Source organism: Calditerricola yamamurae, assembly GCF_054654135.1.
Genome location: NZ_BAAIFH010000003.1, coordinates 145,230 through 164,957, shown reverse-complemented (window position 1 = coordinate 164,957; position 19,728 = coordinate 145,230). Strand labels below are relative to the sequence as shown.

Below are 19,728 nucleotides of genomic sequence, written 5' to 3'. Positions count from 1 at the left end.
AGCGGCGGGGCTTCGCGTTTTCCTAGGCGTTTCGCACGTGAATGACGGCCTGCTTTTCGAGCCCGAACTTCTTCAGCTTGCGGTACAAGGTGGTGCGGGCGATGCCGAGGCGGCGGGCGGCTTCCGACAGGTTTCCGCCCGTTTCCGAGAGCACCGCAAGCAGGCGTTCCCGTTCCCCGGCGTCATGGTTGTTGTGTGCCCCTGATGGCGAGGGGGGAAGCAGCCGAGCGGTCGGGTTCGGCGTGTTGGCGAGGTATGCCTGCGCGATCGATGGGGGAAAGTGGGTGGCATCGATGCGGTTCCCCGTACAGAAGAGCACGGCATGCTCGACCGCGTTTTCCAATTCGCGAACGTTGCCGGGCCAGTCGTACGCGTGTACGAGAAACGCTTCCAAATCAGGATTGAGCTGGGGAAGGGAACGGTTGTACTTGTCGGCGAATCGCCTAAGGAAGTGATCGATGAGCAGCGGGATGTCTTCACGCCGGTCGCGCAGCGGGGGAATGGCGACGCTGACCACGTTCAACCGGTAGAACAGGTCGGCCCGGAAACGTCCCTCGCGAACGAGTTGGGCCAAGTCGCGGTGGGTGGCGGCGATGATCCGCACGTCCACCGGAATGGGTCGGCTGCCGCCCAGGCGGAGAATCTCCTTTTCCTGCAGGACGCGCAGCAGGTGAACCTGAAATTCCAGGGGCATTTCTCCGATTTCGTCGAGAAACAGCGTGCCGCCGTCCGCTTCCTCAAATTTGCCCTTTTTGCCCTGCTTTAATCCCCCGGTGAACGTTCCCGGCTCGTATCCGAAGAGCTCGGCGGCCACCAGTTCTTTGGGGATGGCGCCGCAGTTGAGGGCGAGAAACGGTTTGTTGCGGCGGCGGCTCGACGCGTGAAGGGCCCGGGCAAACCGCTCCTTTCCCGTTCCGCTCTCCCCCAGAAGCAAAACGGGAACGTCGGCATCCGCCACCATTTCGCATTTGGTCATCGCTTGGACAATGGCCGGCGAACGGCCCACGACGGTTTGCCAGGCGGCGCTGGAGCGTGTTGGCGCCTTCGAAGGCACGGTAGGCTTGTTTCGGATGATGCAAAGAAATCCGATGCGCGCGTTGCCGTCGTACACGCCCTCGATGACGGGGTCGTCGGGTATTGAGGAGATCTGCGGACACGGCTGCGCATCCGCAGGAGACGGGCGATCTATCAGCTCGTGATAGAGCAAGCGGCGCAAGCGGGCCTCGTTGGTCCGCAGCCAGCATCGTGCGGCAGCGTTGGCCTGCACCACATGCGCGGACAGATCCAGCACCAGTACGCCGTCGCCTGGGTACTGTTCGCGGGCTTCCCAAAATCGTTCCATCAGCCGATAGCGTTGGCGGGCGGCCTCTTCGTTTAGCCGCTGTTGGATGAATTGGGATGTCGCCACCACCAGGCCGAGGCTATGAGGTTGGGCATAGTTCCACGGACCGGTCAGGTCGACGACCCCGAGAATGGTTTTGGTCGTGGGATCAAAAATCGGGGCAGCGGAACAGATCCACTCGTGAACCCCTTCGCAATAATGTTCGGAAGCGAAAATCTGAACCGGTTGTCCGATCTTTAGGCACGTACCGATCGCGTTGGTTCCAATGGCTTCTTCGCTCCATTGCGAACCGAGGACGAAATTCATCTTTTCCGCTTTTCGCAAGATGGCCGGTTCGCCACGGAGGTACAAAATGAATCCATCCCGGTTGCACAGGGTGAGGAGGTGACCCGTTCCTTCCGTCTCCTTGGCAAGCTGTTCTAAGATGGGAAGGGCCAGTTGATACAGGCGGAAATTTGCAACCAAATTTTGCACGTCGTCCTCGTCAAGGAGCACCGTTGTTTGCTGCCGCGTGGGGTCCACACCGGACGACATGCAGCGTTTCCACGAGTCCTGGACCACGGGGCGAATGGAATGCGGGATCTGGCGATGGACCACAAGCCCGTTCCATTCGCGAGACAATTCTTTCCGTTTGCGGGCGATCTCGCGATAGGAGGTGAGCGCCAAATGCCCGCCGTGCACGGGATCCACCTCCTTACCAGAAAGGATATGGTGCGAGGGGATGCGTTCCGACGGTCGTTACAGCGCAGCACTTATTTGTCGCAAATTATATTATACTAAAAATTTTTTGTATATTCAATGCGACTAGAAAGCGCCGCTGTCCCTTGACGGCGGTGATGAAAAAGATTATCATTTTTAGCGGTGTGACTTCATTGTCGAATCGAGGGGGTTGCCATCATGATGTTGACGGGAAAACGAAGGGCTGCACTTGCGCTGCTCCTCGTTCTGGTTCTCGCGATGGTGAGCGCCTGCGGGAATCAAGGGGATCCCGCAGTGGAAAACGAGAAGGCAGCGGAGAACGAAACGCGAACCTTCTCGATGGCGAACGGGAAAACCGTGGAAATTCCCGCCCATCCGAAGCGGATTGTCATGCCCTACGAGTATTTGGGAAACGCGCTGGCGCTTGGCGTAAAGCCCGTAGGGGTTTCGCAGGCGGTGATGGAAAATCCGTACATCCGCGACCAGGCGAAGGGAATTGAAAACGTCGGCAACCCGATGTCCCTGGAGAAAGTTGCCGAACTGAATCCGGACCTCATCATTGTGTATTTGGAAGACCAGTACGAACAGTTGTCGAAAATCGCGCCGACGGTGTTGATTCCGTTCGGCCACTACAAGAACATCCAAGAAGAGATCCGCGTATTCGGCGAGCTTTTTGGTAAGCAAAAGGAAGCGGAGGAATGGATTCAACGCTTTGAACAGAAAGCCGCGGCCGCCCGTGAGAAAATCAAAGGCGTCATCGGCGAGGGCGAAACCGTTGGCATTTACAAGCTGCAAGGAAAGGATTTTTACGTCATTGGCGACAATTTTGGTCATGCCGGCCAGGTCATTTACAATGCGCTGCAGCTGACACCCCCGGAGAAAATCCGGCAAGAAGTAATACAAGGTTCGCAGTGGAAATTGATTTCGCTGGAAGCGCTGCCTGACTACGCGGCTGACCACATGTTCTGGACCGTATACAAGACGGACGGAACCGAACAGGCGGAAAGCGAGTTGAAAAACAGCGCCATTTGGAAAAACCTTGGTGCTGTGAAAGACGGTCATGTTTACGAGTTGAAGATTGAAGACATTTGGTTTTCCGATGCCATTTCCGTTGAACACCAGCTCGATCTTGTTGTCGAAACCCTTCTTTCTGCCCATCAAAAATGAACACGCGGAACACGATGAAACCAGGAGGACGAAAACCGGAACCTCAATTGCCTGCTCGTCCGTGGGCGGCATCCCTCGTGCTCGTGGGGGGATTGGGCGCCATTGTGTTGAGCATTGCCCTGTCGATCTCGGTCGGCGCTGCGGACATTCGTTTGGCGACCGTATGGGATGCGCTTTTCGCTTACGATGCGCAGCAAACCGCCCACGCCATTGTCCGCGATCTGCGCCTGCCCCGTTCGCTTGCCGATGTGCTTGTCGGCGCGGCGTTTGCGGTCGCGGGTGCGATCATGCAAGGAATGACCCGAAATCCGCTGGCCGATTCCGGATTGCTGGGGCTGAATGCCGGTGCGATCTTTGCGGTAGCTGTCTGTTTTGCGTTTTTTCCCGGTCTTTCCTATCAGGCGCTCATTCTGTGGTCCTTTTGTGGCGCCGCCGTTGCCGCGGCGCTTGTTTATGGAATCACCGCGCTGACGAGGGGTGGTGTGACGCCCGTTCGCCTCGTGCTCGCCGGCGCCGCGGTGAGCGCCCTGTTTACGTCCTTAAGCGAGGGAATTGCGCTTCACTTTCAGCTCAGTCAAGATTTGGCGTTCTGGTTTGCCGGCGGGGTGGCGGGTGTGAAATGGAGCCAGTTGAAATGGCTGGCGCCGTGGCTGGTCTCCGCTATCCTTGTCGCGGTGTTCTTGTCCCGGTCGATCACCCTTCTCAGCCTTGGCGACGACGTGGCCACCGGACTGGGACAAAAAACAACAAGGGTGAAGCTGGCAGGTGCCGCTGTGGTGCTGGCCCTTGCCGGCGGCGCGGTGTCGGCGGTCGGTCCGATCGGCTTTGTCGGCCTCGTCGTTCCGCATCTGGCCCGTTTTGTGGTGGGGGTTGATTATCGTGCGGTCATCCCGTGTTCCGCGGTCCTCGGCGGGCTGTTGATGATTTGGGCGGATATCGGCGCGCGCATGATCAACCCGCCTTATGAAACGCCGATCGGCGTGCTGTTTGCGTTAATCGGCGTGCCCTTTTTCCTGTACGTGGCCCGCAAAGGGAAGGGGGGATTCGTATAGGTCGCCGACGTGCGGTGATTCCGATTCTCTTCCTCTGCCTGCTCGTGATCGTTGCCATCAGCCTGAATACCGGGGCCAGCCGCATGAACCCGGTGGAAGTGGTCAAAACGCTCGCCGGCATGGGGACGGCGAAGCAGGAGCTGATCTTATTCGAGTTTCGGCTTCCGCGCGTCCTCGTTGCGGCATTTGCGGGTGCGGGCCTGGCGCTGTCGGGATGTGTCATTCAGGCGGTCTCGCGCAACCCGCTGGCCGACCCGCACCTTTTAGGGATTTCCACCGGTGCGGGCGTGATGGTGGTCCTGTACCTTTCCTGGTTCCCGACGGGGTCAGGTGCTCCGGTACTCCTGTTGCCGTTCCTCGCGTTTGTGGGCGGTGCACTGGCGGCCGTTCTCGTGTTCGCCTTGTCCTACGAGCGGCGGCAGGGGCTGCAGCCAGGTCGTCTCGTGTTAACCGGCGTGGCCGTTGCCGCCGGGTTGAGCGCGCTTATGACCGTGCTGTCCCTCCGGCTCAGCCGGGAGCTGTACCAGTTTGTGGCGACCTGGCTCACGGGAAGCATATGGGGAGCCACCCTGGATCATGCATGGACATTGTTGCCATGGGTGGTGGGGCTGTTTCTTTATGTCTATTTCAAATCCCGTGTTCTCGACGCGCTCTTATTTGGCGAGACCATCGCAACCGGGCTCGGCGTGTCGGTGGCAAAAGAGCGGTTGCAGTTGCTGGCGGCTGCCGTCGCGCTCGGGGCGGCTTCGGTGTCGGTGAGCGGCGGGATCGGGTTTGTGGGACTGATTGCCCCGCATTTGGCGCGGCGCTTGGTCGGCGTGCATCATGCGCACGTCGTGCCGGCGTCGGCATTGCTCGGCGCATGTTTACTCTTGGGAGCCGATACGGTTGGGCGCGTGGTGGTGCAGCCGTCGGAGATTCCCGCCGGCATCGTCGTCGCCGTTGTCGGTGCGCCGTATTTTTTATATGTACTTGCCCGTTCGGCCCGTTGAACGCAGGCTTCTCCGGAAGTCTGCGTCAGCGTGTAGACAAAGTACCGGGAGGTACAAGGTCTACACGCTTTTTTGTCGAATAGAGTTCTTATCCCATCATGCAGAGGTGGCCACATGCTGAGAAAACAATCGGCCGAAGGCCGTTACCAGCTTACCGTTGTTTCGTTGGACGAATTGGTGCCTCAGGATCACCTGGTTCGCAAAATCGAAAACGCCATCGACTTCTCGTTTATCTACGAACTAGTGGAAGATCGTTACTGCCCAGACAACGGAAGACCCAGCATCGATCCCGTTGTCCTCATCAAAATGGTGCTCATCCAGTATCTGTTCGGCATCCGTTCCATGCGTCAAACCATCAAAGAAATCGAAACCAATCTCGCCTACCGGTGGTTTCTGGGATACGATCTCACCCAGCCCATCCCCCATTTCACGACGTTTGGAAAAAACTATGTCCGCCGATTCAAGGGTACCGACCTCTTTGAAAGGATCTTCACGCGCATTCTTGAAGAAGCCTGCCATCATGGGCTGGTCGACCCTTCCGTGTTGTATATCGATTCCACCCATGTCAAAGCCAACGCCAACAAGAGAAAATTCATCAAGCGGCTTGTCCAGGAAGAAGGCAAGAAATATCAAGAACTTCTCGAAGAGGAAATCAACCAGGACCGCGAAGCGCACGGGAAAAAGCCGTTGCCAAAAAAGTCTAAAGCCGTCTGGAAGGAGGTGAAAAAAAGCACCACCGATCCGGACAGCGGCTGGTTTGTCAAAAACGAAAAGGAACAGACGTTCGCTTACTCCTTCCATGCGGCCAGCGACCAAAACGGCTTTGTCGTCAGTGCCGTCGTCACGGCCGCCAACGTTCATGACAGTCAGGTTTTCCCGGATGTGTTCGAGCAAGCTGTCAAGCACGTCGGAAAGCCCAGCGCTGTCGCGGTGGATGCGGGGTATAAAACGCCTTATATCTGCAAGTACCTCTTGGACCAACAGGTCCGTCCGGTCATGCCGTATACCCGTCCCCACACAAAAGACGGAAGGTATCGAAAGCAGGATTACGTGTACGATGAGTACTACGATTGCTATCTTTGTCCTGCCGGACAAGTGCTTACCTACGAAACCACGACCCGTGAGGGTTACCGAATCTACCGTTCCGATGCCACGACCTGTCGATCTTGTTCATTCCGCTCCCAGTGCACAGAAAGCCACGACGCGGTTAAGCGTGTGAGCCGCCATATCTGGGCCCATTACATGGAAGAAGTGGAGCACTTGCGCCATACAGAAGTGAATAAACGCCTATATGCACGCCGAAAGGAAACGATTGAGCGTGTATTTGCGGATCTCAAGGAGAAGCATGGCTTGCGTTGGACCACGTTGCGAGGGTTGGAAAAAGTGACAATGCAGGCGATGCTTGTTTTTGCTTGTATGAATTTAAAAAAGCTGGCGAATTGGTTATGGAGGTTAGGAAAAACAGGGCGCCATGCCCTTCATTTCGGTGTCCTTTTCGTACTCAGACGACATGAAAACTCCCTCGGCTGCGTTGGCACCGAGGGTGTTTGTCTGCAGTCTGACGCAGGCTTCTCCGGAAGTCTGCGTTTTTGTTTCTGAGATCATCCTCCTCGCCAGGGTTGACATGGATAACGTCGTGATACCTGCATGTGCGGACACGAAATCAAGGTTTTCTGAATAGAAAAAGAATGCTAAATTGATAATGTAATCGGAATAAAATCGGGGCAGAGCAAGCGTTTCTCGGAGAAGGAGGAGAGCTGATGGCAGAACCCGTTTGGTACCCGACACCGGAGTACGTCCGCAACACGCGGCTGGCGCAGTGGATGAAGGCGCTGGGGTTTGACGACTATGACGCCTTTTACGCCGCGTCGATTCGCGATGTGGCCTGGTTTTGGGGAGAAGCGGAAAAGGCCCTCGGCATCGCCTGGTTTGCGCCCTACCGGCAGGTGCTCGACGTCTCGCGCGGCCCGGCGTGGCCGGAGTGGTTTGTGGGGGGGCGGCTCAACGCGGCGCACAACGCCGTCGACAAGTGGCTGGACGATCCTGCCGTGCGCCACCGCCCGGCCATCGTGTGGGAAGGGGAGGAAGGGCGCACGCGCATAATTACCTACGAGGAGCTGGCGGCGTGGGTCAGCCGCGTGGCGTGTGGGCTGAAGCGGCTGGGAATCGAAAAGGGGGACCGCGTGGCCCTTTACTTGCCGATGCTCCCCGAAACCGTCGTGGCCATGCTGGCGGCAGCCAAGATCGGCGCCGTGGTGATGCCGGCCTTCTCCGGCTTTGGGGCCGACGCCGTGGCCAAGCGCCTGGAGAGCGCCCAGGCGAAAGTATTGATCACGGCCGACGGGTTCTACCGGCGTGGCAGGGTCGTCCCGATGAAGGAGGAGGCCGACAAGGCTGCGGATCGGGTGCCGAGCGTCGAGCGGGTGGTCGTCGTGCGGCGCACCGGGCGGGCCATCCCGTGGCGCGAGGGGCGCGACCTCGACTGGCGCGAGTTGGAAGTTGAGGGCGCCCATATAGCAGCCGCACCGATGGACAGTGCCGATCCGCTGCTCATCCTCTACACTTCGGGTACAACGGGGCGACCCAAGGGCGCAGTGCACACCCACAGCGGCTTTCCGATCAAGGCCGCCCTCGATGCCGGCTTCGGCATGGACCTGAAGCCTGGAGAGGTGCTCCTGTGGGTCACCGACATGGGCTGGATGATGGGCCCGTTCCTTGTCTTCGGTGCGCTCTTGAACGCGGCGACGATGGTGCTATACGACGGCACCCCCGACTATCCGGAACCGGATCGCATCTGGCAGCTCGTTGCCCGTCACCGCGTCACGCACCTGGGCATCTCGCCGACGCTGATCCGCTCGCTGATGCCCCACGGCGAGGCGTTGGCCCACCGGCATGATTTGTCCAGCCTGCGCGTCATCGGATCGACGGGTGAGCCGTGGAATCCCGAGCCGTGGCTGTGGCTGTTCGACAAGGTGGGCCGGGGTCGCGTACCGATCTTTAACTATTCGGGGGGGACGGAAATTTCCGGCGGGATCCTCGGCAACGTCCTGGTGAAGCCCATCGCGCCGGTCACGTTCAACGCCGCGCTGCCCGGCATGGCCGCCGAGGTGTACGGGGAGGACGGCCGGCCGGTGCGCGGCGAGGTGGGCGAGCTGGTGCTGACGCAGCCGTGGGTGGGCCAGACGCGGGGCTTTTGGCAGGATCCCGAGCGGTACGAGGAAACGTACTGGAAGCGCTGGCCGGACACGTGGGTGCACGGCGACTGGGTGATCCTCGACGACCAGGGCTTTTGGACGATCACGGGGCGCTCCGACGACACCCTCAACGTGGCCGGCAAGCGGTTGGGGCCAGCGGAAGTGGAATCGGTGCTGGTCGACCACCCGGCCGTCAAGGAGGCGGCGACCATTGGCGTTCCGGATGAGGTAAAGGGCGAGGTGCCGGTCTGCTTCGTCGTGCTGAAGCCTGGCGCAGAAGCGTCTGAGGTGCTGGCGCGGGAACTGCTCGATTGGGTTGCCGAGCGGATGGGCAAGGCCCTGCGTCCCAAGACCATCCATTTCGTTACCGACCTGCCCAAAACGCGCAACGCCAAAATCATGCGCCGTGCCGTGCGCGCCGCCTACCTTGGCATGAGCGCCGGCGATCTGTCGGCTTTGGAGAACCCAGAGGCGGTCGAGGCGATCCGCCGGTTGGCGCGGTAGTCCACGCCGCTGAACCGGATGAAACGCTGTAGGTCCTGTGTGGCCTGCAGCGTTTTTTTTTTTGGCATGGGGAGCGGCAGAAGGGGTTGGTGGGATGGCGAATGGATGTGTGTTACAATAAACACAAAACCTTTCTCAGGTTGCCCGGTTGCGGGGTGACGGACGCAAACGCGTGGCAGGGAACTTCGTGTGGTTGGGTGGGGGACAGGCTTGCAAGGCAGGACGAGAATGCGTAGGATGAAGGCGTGTTGCCCTCCGCTCTTCCGCCATGCGATTTTGGGGGGTGAAAGGATGCGTGAAGTGTCCGCCGGTGGCGTGGTGTACCGCAAGCGCCACGGAGGCTTGGAGATTCTGATGATTGAGGATCGCTATGGCAAGATGACCTTTCCCAAGGGCAAGCAGGAGCCGGGGGAGACCATCGAGGAGACGGCGTTGCGCGAGATTGCTGAGGAAACGGGCGTGCGCGGCCGCATCGTCCGCCCGCTGGCGGTTGTGCGGTACCAGTACGTCCACCCGAGGGAAGGAAAGACGGTGGACAAGGAAGTGCACTACTTTCTCGTGGAAGCCACCGATGGGGCGGTTCGCCCGCAGGTGGAGGAGATCAACGAGGCGCAGTGGCTTGCGCCGCACGAAGCGTGGCGGCGACAACGTGAGCATGGGTACGACAACAACGTGGACGTGCTCACGAAAGCATACGCGTACTTGGGCTTGGAAAGGGGAACCGGTTGAATGCGCGACTTGGCTCGATACATCGACCACACGCTCCTCAAACCGACGGCAACGGAGGCGGACATCCTCAAGCTGTGCGACGAAGCGCGGGCGTATGGTTTTTACGCTGTCTGCGTCAACCCTTACTGGGTGCGCACGGCAGCCAGGCGCCTTGCGGACACGCCGGTGCGGGTGTGCACGGTGATCGGATTTCCGCTCGGCGCGACACCCACGGCGGTCAAGGTATACGAAACCACGCAAGCGCTTTCTGACGGGGCGAGCGAAGTGGACATGGTGCTCAACGTCGGGGCGCTCAAGTCGGGGCACGAGTCGACCGTGCGGGACGATATTGCCGCGGTGGTGGAGGCCGCGCGAGGGAAGGCCCTGGTCAAGGTGATTCTCGAAACGGCACTCTTGACCGATGAGGAAAAGGTGCGCGCGTGCCAGCTGGCGAAGGAGGCGGGCGCCCATTACGTCAAGACCTCCACGGGGTTCGGACCGGGCGGAGCCACGGTGGCCGACGTGCGGCTGATGCGCGAGACGGTGGGCCCGGAGATGGGCGTCAAGGCCTCCGGCGGGGTGCGCGACGCGCAGACGGCGCGGGCCATGATCGAAGCGGGTGCCACGCGCATTGGCACGTCGAGCGGTGTGGCCATCGTGACCGGGGCGCAGCCGGCGGGGCAAGGATACTGACGCCGTGCGAGCGGTCTCCGGGCATCAGAAGAGCCGCTCGATCCACTTTGCGTAAGGGCGGGCCAGCGGAAGGGCGATCAGGGAACAAAACAGGTTAAACAGTGTTTGCGCGTGGGCCACCTGGGTGTCGGGATCAGCGCTCAGCCAGGCGACGAGGCGGGTGAGGGCCTCCAACAGGGGATAGGCGGCCACGACGCCGAGCACGTTAAAGGTGAAGTGGCACCACGCCACGCGCTGCGCTGCCGGACGGGCCCCAATGGCGGCGAGCAGGGCCGTCGTGCACGTGCCGATGTTTGCCCCCAGCACGAAGGCGATGGCCTGGGGGACGGAGAAGGCGTTGGTGGCGGCCATGCTCATGGCCACGGCGGTCGCTGCGGTGCTGCTTTGCATGAGGGCCGTGAAAAGGAGCCCGAACAGAAGGGCGATGGCTTCGCTGTGCTGGGCGCGGCGGAACAGCTCTGCAAACCACGGGGTCTCCTCAAGCGGGCGTGCGCCGCTCTGCATGACGACAAGGCCGATGAGCAGGCAGCCGAAACCGCCGACGGTGAGGCCGATCCCCCTGAGGATGGGGCGTTTGGGTGCGGCCCACAGCAGGGCCCCGATCAACACGAGGGGCAGCGCGAAACGCTCAACGTTGAGGGCCAACAGTTCGACCGTAAGGCACGTGCCAACATTGGTGCCAAGGATGACGCCGACGGTAGCGGGGAACGTGAGCAGGCGCGCGTCCACCAAGCCCACGAGGGCCACCGTGACGGCGCTTGAGGATTGCAGGATCCCCGTTACGGCCGTGCCGGTGAGAAAGCCGTGCAGCGGCGTGCGCGTGCAGGTGGCCAGCAGCCGCGCGGGACGGGGGCCGGCAAACCCGTCGAGCCCGCGGCGCAGGATGGTGAGGCCGAACAGGAACAAGGCCAAGCCGACGGAAAACGGGATGAGCACTGCTTTGATCATGTCCTGCCCTCCGGACGTGTTGTCCTTTCATTCCTATGAAGGGCGGGACAATGCCATGCGCGAAAGGAGGGACGGCGGTGGGCCGCGTTTTTTTGCAGCGCAAGCGGCGGCGGCGCCTGGAACAAGGGCACCCGTGGATCTACCAGACCGAAGTGGCGCATGTGGAGGGCGATCCCCAGCCCGGGGACCTCGTGAACGTCTACAACCACCAGGGTGTCTTTCTGGCCAAGGGCTACATCAACCCGCGTTCGCAGATCCTGGTGCGTGTGCTGACCTACGATCCGCACGAGGAGATCGACGTGGGCTTTTTCGTGCGCCGCCTCGAACAGGCCAAGCGCCACCGCGAGCGCTTTCTGGCCGACACCTCGGCCTGCCGGATGGTGTACGGTGAAGCCGACTTTCTCCCCGGCCTGATCGTCGACAAGTTTGGCGACATCCTCGTCGTCCAGCTTCTGACCTACGGCATGGACGCGCGTCGGGACCTGATTCGCGCGGCCCTCGTCGAGGTGTTTCGCCCGCGGGGCATCTACCTGCGCAACGACGTGCCGGTGCGCGAACTGGAGGGCCTGGCGCAGGAGAAGGGCGTCTGGTACGGCGAGGTGCCGCGGTGGGTGGAGATCGTCGAGAACGGGCTGCGCTTCGTCGTTGATGTCCACGAGGGGCAGAAGACGGGCTACTTCTTCGACCAGCGCGAAAACCGCGCCGCGATCGCCCCGCTGATGACCGGCTGGGGGGAGACCGGCATGGACGGTGCCGAGGTGTTGGAGTGCTTCTGCCATACCGGTGCTTTCACCGTGCACGCGGCACACTACGGCGCCAGGCACATCACGGCCGTCGACATCTCCGAAGAGGCCATCGCGGTGGCCAAGGAGAACGTGGCCCGCAACGGTTACGCCGAGCGCGTGACGTTCCGTGTGGCCAACGCCTTCGACGAGCTGCGCCGGCTCGATGCCGAGGGCGCGCGCTTTGACGTCGTGATCCTCGACCCGCCGGCCTTTGCCAAGAACCGCCAGGCGGTGGACGCGGCCTGTCGCGGGTACAAGGAGATCAACTTGCGCGCCATGCGCATTCTGCGCGACGGCGGGTACCTCGTGACAGCATCGTGCTCGTACCATGTCAGCCGGGAGCGCTTTCTGGCCACCATTGCCGATGCCGCCCTCGACACGCACAAGATTCTCCGGCTGGTCGAGTTTCGCACGGCCGGCAAGGACCATCCGGTAATCCACGGGGCAAGCGAAGGCGACTATCTCAAGTTTGCCATTTTTGAGGTGCGCAGCCGAAAATAACGCTCGAGACGCCGTTGGCGCGTGTTCCCGTTTGTGATACGCTAGAGGCAAAAACGGGAGGACAAGGAGGAAGGTGGGCATCATGGCGCAAGACTGCGTATTCTGCAAAATCATCGAAGGCGCGCTGCCAGCGCGGATGGCGTATGAAGATGAGCAGGTGGTCGTCTTCCACGACATCAACCCAAAAGCTCCCACCCACCTCTTGATCGTACCGCGCAAGCACATCCCGACGATGATGGACGTGGCCAAGGAGGACCTGCCCCTGATTGCGCACATCCACGGCGTGGCGCAGGAATTGTACCGCAAGCTGGGCCTGACGGGGATGCGCCTCGTCAACAACTGCAACAAGGACGGGGGGCAGGAGGTGTTCCACCTGCATTACCACCTGATGGGGTGGAAGGGAACGAACGGATGAGCCGCATGCGCGGCGGGCTCCCCCCTGGCGTTGCGCTGGGCGCACGCCGTCGAGACGCGGGTCGTCGTTGACCGCCCTCCCGCCGTGTACTATAATGAGACAGACAGACTTCAGGACGGAAGGTACTGGGTCTGTGAGGGTTTGAGCGGAGGGAGGGAAGAGGGTGCCTGCGATTCGCGTCCGCAAGAACGAGTCTCTGGACAGCGCGCTGCGCCGCTTTAAGAAGACGCTGGCTCGCGACGGCATTTTGGCCGAGGTCAAAAAACGCGCGCACTATGAGAAGCCCAGCGTTCGTCGCAAAAAGAAGGCCCAGGCGGCTGCACGCAAGCGGGGGAAGTAAGGTTGGAGGGGAAAGCATGAGCCTGATCGAGCGGTTGACCGAGGATATGAAGCTTGCCATGAAAGCAAAGGACCAGGTTCGGCTTTCGGTCATTCGCATGGTACGGGCCGCGATCAAGAACGCGGAGATCGAGAAAGGTCGTCCCCTTACCGATGACGATGTGATCACCGTTCTGCATCGCGAGCTGAAACAACGGCGCGATTCCCTCCACGAGTTTGAGAAAGCCGGCCGGCAAGACCTTGTGGACAAGGTCAAGGCCGAAATCGAGGTGTTGACCCAGTACCTGCCTGCGCAGCTGTCGGACGAGGAGCTGCTGGAGCTGATCCGCAATGCGGTGCAGGAGGTCGGCGCCACGTCCAAGAAGGACCTGGGGAACGTGATGCGCGTCCTGATGCCGAAGGTGAAAGGACGTGCTGACGGAAAGCGGGTCAACGCCCTGGTGCAGCAAGTGCTTGGTGACTAACGCGCATACGCCCATCCCGGCTCGGCCGGGATGGGCGTTTTCATTGGATGCCATAACCGGTCCGCACTGCGCATATTCCTGTGAGAGAAAAGGGGGCGGGGCACATGGCCAGGTGGACCCGTCGGCTGCGTCGCTGGGCGGTGCAGGCACTCGACCTCCCGGATGACGCCCTCCTCGATGTACCCCGAGTCACGATGATCGGCTCCTTCCACGTGTATATCGAAAACCACCGCGGCATCCTGTGGTTTGACGAGCAGGAGGTGCGCCTCCTTCTCACCAGCGGACAACTGGTGATTCGCGGAAAGAACCTGGTGCTGCGGGCCATTTTGCCGGAAGAGCTGTTTGTCGAGGGGCAAATCGATTCCATCACGTTTTTGAACTAGAGGGGGCGGAAGACGGTGCGCGACCGGTGGCTGAAATGGTGGTGGGGATACGTGGTGCTGGCGGTGCGCGGGCGGCACCTGGAGCGGTTCTTGAACCAGATTGTGCGCCAGGGCGTGCAGGTATGGGATGTGCGTGTCGTCGGCAAGCAGGAGGCGTACCTGACCGTTCGGGCAGGAGATCTGCGGCGACTGCGAAGCGCGCGGCGGATGTTGGGGATGCGGACACGCATCATGGTCAAGCAGGGCTGGCCCTTTTGGCGGCTACGTCTTTTGCGGCGCAAGGGATTGATTGCTGGTCTGCTTTTTTTTGCCGTCTTGTTGTACGGGCTCTCGCAGGTGGTGTGGCACGTGGAGGTGGTCGGCAACGAGCGCCTGCGCGACGAGGAAGTCCGGCGCGTCGCCGAGGAGCTGGGCATCAAGCGGGGGCAGTGGCGTGCGCGCCTGGCCGCACTGGACGAGCTGCAGCGGCAGCTCCTTTCCCGCTTGCCTGACGTGGCGTGGGTGGGCATCGAGCTGAAGGGGACGCGCGTGCGCATTACCGTTGTCGAGCAGGTGAAGCCCGAAACGCCCCCTGCACAGGGGTCGAGCCATCTGGTGGCCGCCAAGCGCGGAATGGTGCACCGGCTGATTGTGGAACGCGGTCGCCCGCTGGTGCGTCCCAATGAATGGGTCGTCCCGGGGCAGGTGCTGGTGTCCGGGGTGGTGGGCGAAGGCTCACAGGCGCAGATCGTCGGCGCCGAGGGGAAGGTGGAGGCGGAGGTATGGTACGAGAGCGAGGTGGCCGTTCCCCTGGTGCAGAAACGCGAGGTGCTCACCGGGCGGCGGTTTGTCCGGACCTACGCCCTCCTCGGCACTTATCGCATCCGCCTGCGCGGGTACGAGGCGGTCCCTTTCGTACGCTATCGCGTCGTCGAGGAACGTGAGGAGGGCGAGCTGTTCGGTCGGCGTCTTCCGCTCGGATGGAAAAAAGATATCTATATGGAAACGGAGCTGCAGCAGCTGCGCGTTGCGCCAGGTGAAGCGGCCGCCATCGGGAAGCATCTGGCCCGGGCCGACGTCCGGCGCCGCATCGGGGAAGATGGCCGAATCCTGCGGGAAAAGATTTTGCACAGCGAAGTGCGGAATGATACATTGTATATGAAACTGCACGTGGTAACACTTGAGAACATCGCCAGGGCGCAACCCATCATGGAGCAAGGAGACTGAGGACCGTTGCAACCTGTCACGTACAAAATCCTCTTGCGCGATCCCGAAGAAGGCTTGATGCTCTTCGGACCGCATGACGCGTTTCTCAAGCGGATCGAAGCGGCGACGCGGGCCAAGATCGTCTCCCGCAACAACGAGGTCACCATCACCGGCGATCCCGAAGAAGCCCAGCGCGTCGAACAGCTCTTTCGCGTCCTCCTGCGCTTGATCCGCAAAGGCTTTTCGCTGAGCGAGGGCGATATCCAATACGCCATCGAGCTGGCCCGGCGGGGGCTGGTGGACGAGCTGGTGGACCTCTTTCACGAGGAAATCGGGATGACGTTCAAGGGCAAGCCGATCCGCGTGAAAACCCTGGGCCAACGCCACTATGTGGCGGCGATGCGCAAGCGGGACATCGTGTTTGCCATCGGCCCGGCGGGGACGGGGAAAACGTTTTTGGCCGTCGTGATGGCCGTCAACGCCCTGAAAGGCGGCGAAGTGAAGCGGATCGTCCTCACCCGACCGGCCGTTGAGGCGGGGGAGAACCTGGGCTTTTTACCGGGTGACCTTCAGGAAAAGGTCAACCCGTATCTGCGGCCCATTTACGATGCCCTGCATACGATCATGGGGCCCGATGCGGTGGCCAAATTTATCGAACGCGGGCTGATTGAGATTGCCCCCCTCGCCTACATGCGCGGGCGAACCCTGGACGACTCCTTTATCATTCTTGACGAAGCGCAAAACACCACAACCGAACAGATGAAGATGTTCTTGACGCGCCTGGGATTTGGCTCGAAGATGGTCATCACCGGCGACGTGACGCAGATCGACCTGCCGCCGGGCAAGGTGTCGGGCCTGCGCGACGCGGAGCGCGTTCTGCGTGGCATTCCGGAAATCGCGTTCATCTATCTCTCGCAAGCTGACGTGGTTCGGCACACCCTGGTCCAGAAGATCATCGAGGCATACGAGGAGCAGCGGGAAACGGTTGGAGCGACCGCGCGATAGGGAGGGGACAACATGCCGCGAAGCGGACGGTCGGACGCGCGTGCGGTGCTGCGGGCCTGGAACGCGAGCACGGTGGTGCGCATAGGGCTCCTGCTGGCGCTGTGGGGGCTTCTCTTCACCCTGGCTCTTCCCCACGCGCGCCCGACCGCCTATGAGCTGAAGGTGGGCGAGCCGTCGCCGGTGACGCTTGTTGCCCCCTACACCGTGGAGGATCCCGAGGAAACGCAGCGCGCGCGCCAGCGGGCCGAAGCCGGCGTGGAGCCGGTCTTTCGCCGCGACGACCGCATTACCGCCAACCAGATCGAGGTACTGGAACGCGTCTTTGCGGAGGCAAAGGCCCTCGCCTCATCCAACCTCCCCGCGTCCGGGCGGATTGAGCGGCTGAAGGCCGCCGTTCCCTATGAGTTGGCGGATGAGGTGTACACGGCGATGGCTCGCCTGTCGCCGCAGACGGTGGAGGTGGCCCGCGCCATCACGGTGAACACCGTGGAGCAGATCCTGCTGGAAGGCGTTACCGACCAGGCTACCGGCGTCAAAGCGGCGCGGGAAAAAGTGGACGAACAGCTTGTGCGCAGCGATCTGGGGCGCAGTGTACGAACCGTCGTCCGGGCCTTGGTGCTGGCGTCGGTGGTCCCCAATGTCTTTTACGATGAGGCGGAGACGGAAAAACGCCGGGCACTCGCCCGCTCCCTCGTCAAACCGGTAACGATTGAGCAGGGGACGGTGCTGGTAGAAAAGGGCGCCTTGGTGACGCCCGAGGGGTACCGCAAGGCCAAGCTGCTGGGGTTGGTGGAGACGACGCCGTCACCATGGCCCATGCTGGGCTTGGCCGGGCTGGCGGCGATGCTGGTGGCCATTCTGTGGGCCACACTGGCGTCGACCGGCAAACCGTCACGGCGGGACAACCGCACCTTGCTGATGCTGGTGCTGATCGCCGCGGTGCAGATGATTGCCCTGAAGGCCGTCGCGCTGTGGGGGTTGCGGACCTATCCGTATCACGGGTTTGTTGCGCCCGCCGCGCTGGGCGCCTCCCTGATCGCTGCCCTGGTGGGCAAGCGGGTGGCCCTTGCCGGAGCCATGCTGTTTGCCACGCTGGCCGCACTCTTGTACAACGAGAGTTTCGAATTGCCCCTTGACTTTCGCTACGCGCTGGTGGCGCTGGCCGGCAGCGTGGCCGGGGTGTACAGCATTGGGCGGATAACCCAGCGCCATCACTTTCTCCTGACGGGCTTCACCGTATCCGGTGTCGCTTCTGCCGCAGCGGCCGTCGTTGTGCTGCTTACTGCGCGGCACGGCTCGGCGTTCCCGTGGCCTGAGCTGTTGATGGCGATGGGCTTTGCCTTTGCCGGCGGCTGGCTGTCCACGGTGCTGACGGTAGGGCTGCTCCCGTTTTTCGAGAACGCCTTCGGGGTTCTTTCGTCCGTTCGCCTGGTCATGCTGTCCAATCCGAACCATCCCCTGCTGCGCAAGCTGCTCATCGAAACGCCGGGCACGTATCACCACAGCATGGTGGTGGCCAACCTGGCCGAAGCGGCGGCCGAGGCCATCGGCGCCAACGGCTTGCTTGCGCGTGTCGGGGCGTACTATCACGACATCGGCAAGACCAAGCGCCCCCAGTACTTCATCGAAAACCAGTACGGGGCGGAGAATCCCCACGACCGGTTGTCACCGTATCTGAGCAAGCGAATCATCCTCGCCCATCCATACGACGGCGCGGCGATGCTCAAGGCCCACAAGATTCCCAAGCCGATTCGCGACATCGCCGAGCAGCATCACGGGACGACGCTGCTCAAGTACTTTTATCACAAGGCGAAACAGCAACACCCGGACAGCGAGGTGAGGGAAGAGGATTTTCGCTACCCGGGACCCAAGGCGCAGACGAAAGAAGCGGCCATTGTCGGCATCTGCGACTGCGTCGAGGCCGCGGTACGGTCCATGAAACGGCCGACGCCGAGTCAGCTCGATCACCTGGTGCGGCGCATCGTCAAAGAACGCCTTGACGACGGCCAGTTCCACGAGTGCGATTTGACCCTCCGAGAGCTGGAAGTCATTTCGCGTACGATCGTCGAGGCTTTGATTGGCATGTTTCACTCGCGCATCGAATACCCCGCGGACGTCCGGCGCGACGAATCGTCCGCCGCCGCGCGGTGATCGGTTAGGTTTGGAATGAGGGGAGATGCATCATGGCCATTGGGGTGGACATTATCACCGAGTACGACGGGACGCCGCTTCGCGGTGATCACCTGCGCTTGCTCGAGGCGGTGCTGCAGGCCGCGGCAGAGGCGGAGGGCGTGTCCGACGCGGAAGTGTGCGTCACGTTGACCGATGACGACCGGATCCACGAACTGAACCGCACGTGGCGCGGCATTGACCGGCCCACGGACGTGCTCTCCTTCCCCTTGCGCGAGCCGGGTGAGGGAGAAACGGCGGTACACGAGGCGCCGGAAGGTCCCGAGCCCCTCGGGGACATCGTCATCTCTGTGCAGCGTGCTGCCGAACAGGCTGCACAGTATGGCCACTCCTTCGAACGGGAGCTGGCCTTTCTCGCTGTTCATGGCTTTTTGCATTTGCTGGGCTACGACCACCAGACGCCGGACGAGGAGCGGGAGATGTTTGCCCGCCAGGAAGCGATACTGGAGCAGTTCGGGCTTCGGCGCTAAAGGGGGGATTCCGCGTGCCCCGGTGGCCCTCCTTTGCCGCCTTCCGCTCGGCATGGGCAGGCATATGCGCTGCGGTTCGCGCCGAGCGAAACATGGGCATCCATCTTGTCATCGCCAGTATTGCCCTCGCCCCCTTTGTGTTTGTGCCCTGGCCGGAAGCCGCGTTTTGGCGTGTGGTAACGGCAGTCGCACTGGTGCTGGCCTTCGAATTGACCAACACGGCTGTTGAACGCGCGGTCGATTTGGCCACAACCCGCCGTCATCCTCTCGCCAAAGCGGCCAAAGACGCCGCGGCGGGCGCAGTGTTGGTCGTGGCCGGATATGCCGCGGTGTGCGGCTTGCTTATCTTTGGCCCGCCGGTGTGGCAGTGGATGACCCAAGGCGTGTGGCCGTATCGCGATGGGCATGTCCTGGTCGCCGCCTGCGCCGCCATGGTCCTGGCGGCACTGTGGTCGGCGCTCGCTGTCGTCGACGGCCGGATCTTGTGGGGGGCGGGCCTGGTGGCTGTCCTGGGCGGGCCATGGGTCGCGGCGGGCCTGCTTGTGCTCGTTGGACTCTGGATGTGGCAACGGAAGGGGTTGCGTGCGCTTGTGCCCGTAATGTTCGGCGGCGCGTTGGGCATCCTGTTAGGGATTGGCGTTGGCGCCCGCCTGTAGTGTTGGGATTATGGGGTAACGGAATCGAACGGGGTG

At 61.7% G+C, this 19,728-nt stretch carries 19 protein-coding genes; 17 read left to right on the top strand and 2 right to left on the bottom strand.

The window, feature by feature from the left end; translation table 11 throughout:
* Positions 1-22: 22 nt before the first annotated feature.
* Positions 23-2,023: a sigma-54-dependent Fis family transcriptional regulator gene (locus ACYQ0Z_RS00955; protein WP_459863515.1), complete on the bottom strand. Its 2,001-nt coding sequence runs from the start codon at positions 2,021-2,023 to the stop codon at positions 23-25.
* 216 nt (positions 2,024-2,239) lie between these two features.
* Here ACYQ0Z_RS00955 and ACYQ0Z_RS00950 point away from each other — a divergent pair, with 216 nt between their 5' ends.
* The 7 genes from ACYQ0Z_RS00950 to deoC all read left to right on the top strand — a co-directional run bounded on the left by ACYQ0Z_RS00950 (position 2,240) and on the right by deoC (position 10,351).
* Positions 2,240-3,208, top strand: a complete 969-nt coding sequence (locus ACYQ0Z_RS00950) for an iron-hydroxamate ABC transporter substrate-binding protein (protein ID WP_459863513.1) — start codon at positions 2,240-2,242, stop codon at positions 3,206-3,208.
* Complete coding sequence (locus ACYQ0Z_RS00945; protein WP_459863511.1) at positions 3,205-4,260, top strand: FecCD family ABC transporter permease; 1,056 nt, start codon at positions 3,205-3,207, stop codon at positions 4,258-4,260. Before ACYQ0Z_RS00950 ends, ACYQ0Z_RS00945 begins: the two co-directional genes overlap by 4 nt.
* Positions 4,261-4,274: 14 nt before the next feature.
* Positions 4,275-5,252, top strand: coding sequence for a FecCD family ABC transporter permease (locus tag ACYQ0Z_RS00940; RefSeq protein WP_459863509.1), 978 nt, complete (start codon positions 4,275-4,277; stop codon positions 5,250-5,252).
* 114 nt (positions 5,253-5,366) lie between these two features.
* Positions 5,367-6,851: an IS1182 family transposase gene (locus ACYQ0Z_RS00935; protein ID WP_459863507.1), complete on the top strand. Its 1,485-nt coding sequence runs from the start codon at positions 5,367-5,369 to the stop codon at positions 6,849-6,851.
* Between the two features lie 161 nt (positions 6,852-7,012).
* On the top strand, positions 7,013-8,950 hold the full coding sequence (locus tag ACYQ0Z_RS00930) for an AMP-binding protein (protein ID WP_459863505.1): 1,938 nt from the start codon (positions 7,013-7,015) through the stop codon (positions 8,948-8,950).
* 291 nt (positions 8,951-9,241) lie between these two features.
* The gene (locus tag ACYQ0Z_RS00925) at positions 9,242-9,679 is read left to right on the top strand and encodes an NUDIX hydrolase (protein ID WP_459863503.1); all 438 of its coding nucleotides are present in this window, start codon (positions 9,242-9,244) and stop codon (positions 9,677-9,679) included.
* Positions 9,680-10,351, top strand: a complete 672-nt coding sequence (deoC, locus tag ACYQ0Z_RS00920) for a deoxyribose-phosphate aldolase (RefSeq protein ID WP_459863500.1) — start codon at positions 9,680-9,682, stop codon at positions 10,349-10,351.
* A 24-nt stretch (positions 10,352-10,375) separates the two neighbouring features.
* Here the strand turns inward: deoC and ACYQ0Z_RS00915 are convergent, their stop codons facing one another.
* Complete coding sequence (locus ACYQ0Z_RS00915) at positions 10,376-11,299, bottom strand: Na/Pi cotransporter family protein (protein ID WP_459863498.1); 924 nt, start codon at positions 11,297-11,299, stop codon at positions 10,376-10,378.
* Positions 11,300-11,376: 77 nt separating this feature from the next.
* On the opposite strand from ACYQ0Z_RS00915, the gene ACYQ0Z_RS00910 reads away from it, so the two are divergent.
* The 10 genes from ACYQ0Z_RS00910 to ACYQ0Z_RS00865 all read left to right on the top strand — a co-directional run bounded on the left by ACYQ0Z_RS00910 (position 11,377) and on the right by ACYQ0Z_RS00865 (position 19,692).
* Positions 11,377-12,585, top strand: coding sequence for a class I SAM-dependent rRNA methyltransferase (locus ACYQ0Z_RS00910; RefSeq protein WP_459863496.1), 1,209 nt, complete (start codon positions 11,377-11,379; stop codon positions 12,583-12,585).
* An 82-nt stretch (positions 12,586-12,667) separates the two neighbouring features.
* Positions 12,668-13,000, top strand: a complete 333-nt coding sequence (locus ACYQ0Z_RS00905) for a histidine triad nucleotide-binding protein (protein WP_459863494.1) — start codon at positions 12,668-12,670, stop codon at positions 12,998-13,000.
* Positions 13,001-13,163: 163 nt separating this feature from the next.
* Entirely contained in the window at positions 13,164-13,340 is a 177-nt protein-coding gene (rpsU, locus tag ACYQ0Z_RS00900) for a 30S ribosomal protein S21 (protein ID WP_054671155.1), read from the top strand.
* Between the two features lie 16 nt (positions 13,341-13,356).
* Positions 13,357-13,803, top strand: coding sequence for a GatB/YqeY domain-containing protein (locus ACYQ0Z_RS00895; protein WP_459863492.1), 447 nt, complete (start codon positions 13,357-13,359; stop codon positions 13,801-13,803).
* Positions 13,804-13,907: 104 nt separating this feature from the next.
* Entirely contained in the window at positions 13,908-14,186 is a 279-nt protein-coding gene (yqfC, locus tag ACYQ0Z_RS00890) for a sporulation protein YqfC (protein ID WP_459863490.1), read from the top strand.
* 15 nt (positions 14,187-14,201) lie between these two features.
* Positions 14,202-15,392: a sporulation protein YqfD gene (gene yqfD, locus ACYQ0Z_RS00885; protein WP_459863488.1), complete on the top strand. Its 1,191-nt coding sequence runs from the start codon at positions 14,202-14,204 to the stop codon at positions 15,390-15,392.
* Positions 15,393-15,449: 57 nt separating this feature from the next.
* Positions 15,450-16,376: a PhoH family protein gene (locus ACYQ0Z_RS00880; protein ID WP_459863707.1), complete on the top strand. Its 927-nt coding sequence runs from the start codon at positions 15,450-15,452 to the stop codon at positions 16,374-16,376.
* A gap of 12 nt (positions 16,377-16,388) precedes the next feature.
* Positions 16,389-18,527, top strand: coding sequence for an HD family phosphohydrolase (locus ACYQ0Z_RS00875; RefSeq protein ID WP_459863486.1), 2,139 nt, complete (start codon positions 16,389-16,391; stop codon positions 18,525-18,527).
* A 32-nt stretch (positions 18,528-18,559) separates the two neighbouring features.
* Positions 18,560-19,036 (top strand): rRNA maturation RNase YbeY, encoded by a 477-nt coding sequence (ybeY, locus tag ACYQ0Z_RS00870; protein ID WP_459863484.1) that lies wholly within the window; start codon positions 18,560-18,562, stop codon positions 19,034-19,036.
* A 14-nt stretch (positions 19,037-19,050) separates the two neighbouring features.
* Complete coding sequence (locus ACYQ0Z_RS00865) at positions 19,051-19,692, top strand: diacylglycerol kinase family protein (RefSeq protein ID WP_459863482.1); 642 nt, start codon at positions 19,051-19,053, stop codon at positions 19,690-19,692.
* The last annotated feature ends 36 nt before the right edge of the window (positions 19,693-19,728 follow it).

Excerpts from the sequence above, each read along its gene's own strand:
- ACYQ0Z_RS00950 (WP_459863513.1), top strand. The coding sequence starts at position 2,240 with ATGATGTTGACGGGAAAACGAAGGGCTGCACTTGCGCTGCTCCTCGTT.
- ACYQ0Z_RS00945 (WP_459863511.1), top strand. The coding sequence starts at position 3,205 with ATGAACACGCGGAACACGATGAAACCAGGAGGACGAAAACCGGAACCT.
- ACYQ0Z_RS00935 (WP_459863507.1), top strand. The coding sequence starts at position 5,367 with ATGCTGAGAAAACAATCGGCCGAAGGCCGTTACCAGCTTACCGTTGTT.
- ACYQ0Z_RS00930 (WP_459863505.1), top strand. The coding sequence starts at position 7,013 with ATGGCAGAACCCGTTTGGTACCCGACACCGGAGTACGTCCGCAACACG.
- ACYQ0Z_RS00925 (WP_459863503.1), top strand. The coding sequence starts at position 9,242 with ATGCGTGAAGTGTCCGCCGGTGGCGTGGTGTACCGCAAGCGCCACGGA.
- deoC (WP_459863500.1), top strand. The coding sequence starts at position 9,680 with ATGCGCGACTTGGCTCGATACATCGACCACACGCTCCTCAAACCGACG.
- ACYQ0Z_RS00915 (WP_459863498.1), bottom strand. The coding sequence starts at position 11,299 with ATGATCAAAGCAGTGCTCATCCCGTTTTCCGTCGGCTTGGCCTTGTTC.
- ACYQ0Z_RS00905 (WP_459863494.1), top strand. The coding sequence starts at position 12,668 with ATGGCGCAAGACTGCGTATTCTGCAAAATCATCGAAGGCGCGCTGCCA.
- ACYQ0Z_RS00895 (WP_459863492.1), top strand. The coding sequence starts at position 13,357 with ATGAGCCTGATCGAGCGGTTGACCGAGGATATGAAGCTTGCCATGAAA.
- yqfC (WP_459863490.1), top strand. The coding sequence starts at position 13,908 with ATGGCCAGGTGGACCCGTCGGCTGCGTCGCTGGGCGGTGCAGGCACTC.
- ACYQ0Z_RS00880 (WP_459863707.1), top strand. The coding sequence starts at position 15,450 with ATGCTCTTCGGACCGCATGACGCGTTTCTCAAGCGGATCGAAGCGGCG.
- ACYQ0Z_RS00875 (WP_459863486.1), top strand. The coding sequence starts at position 16,389 with ATGCCGCGAAGCGGACGGTCGGACGCGCGTGCGGTGCTGCGGGCCTGG.
- ybeY (WP_459863484.1), top strand. The coding sequence starts at position 18,560 with ATGGCCATTGGGGTGGACATTATCACCGAGTACGACGGGACGCCGCTT.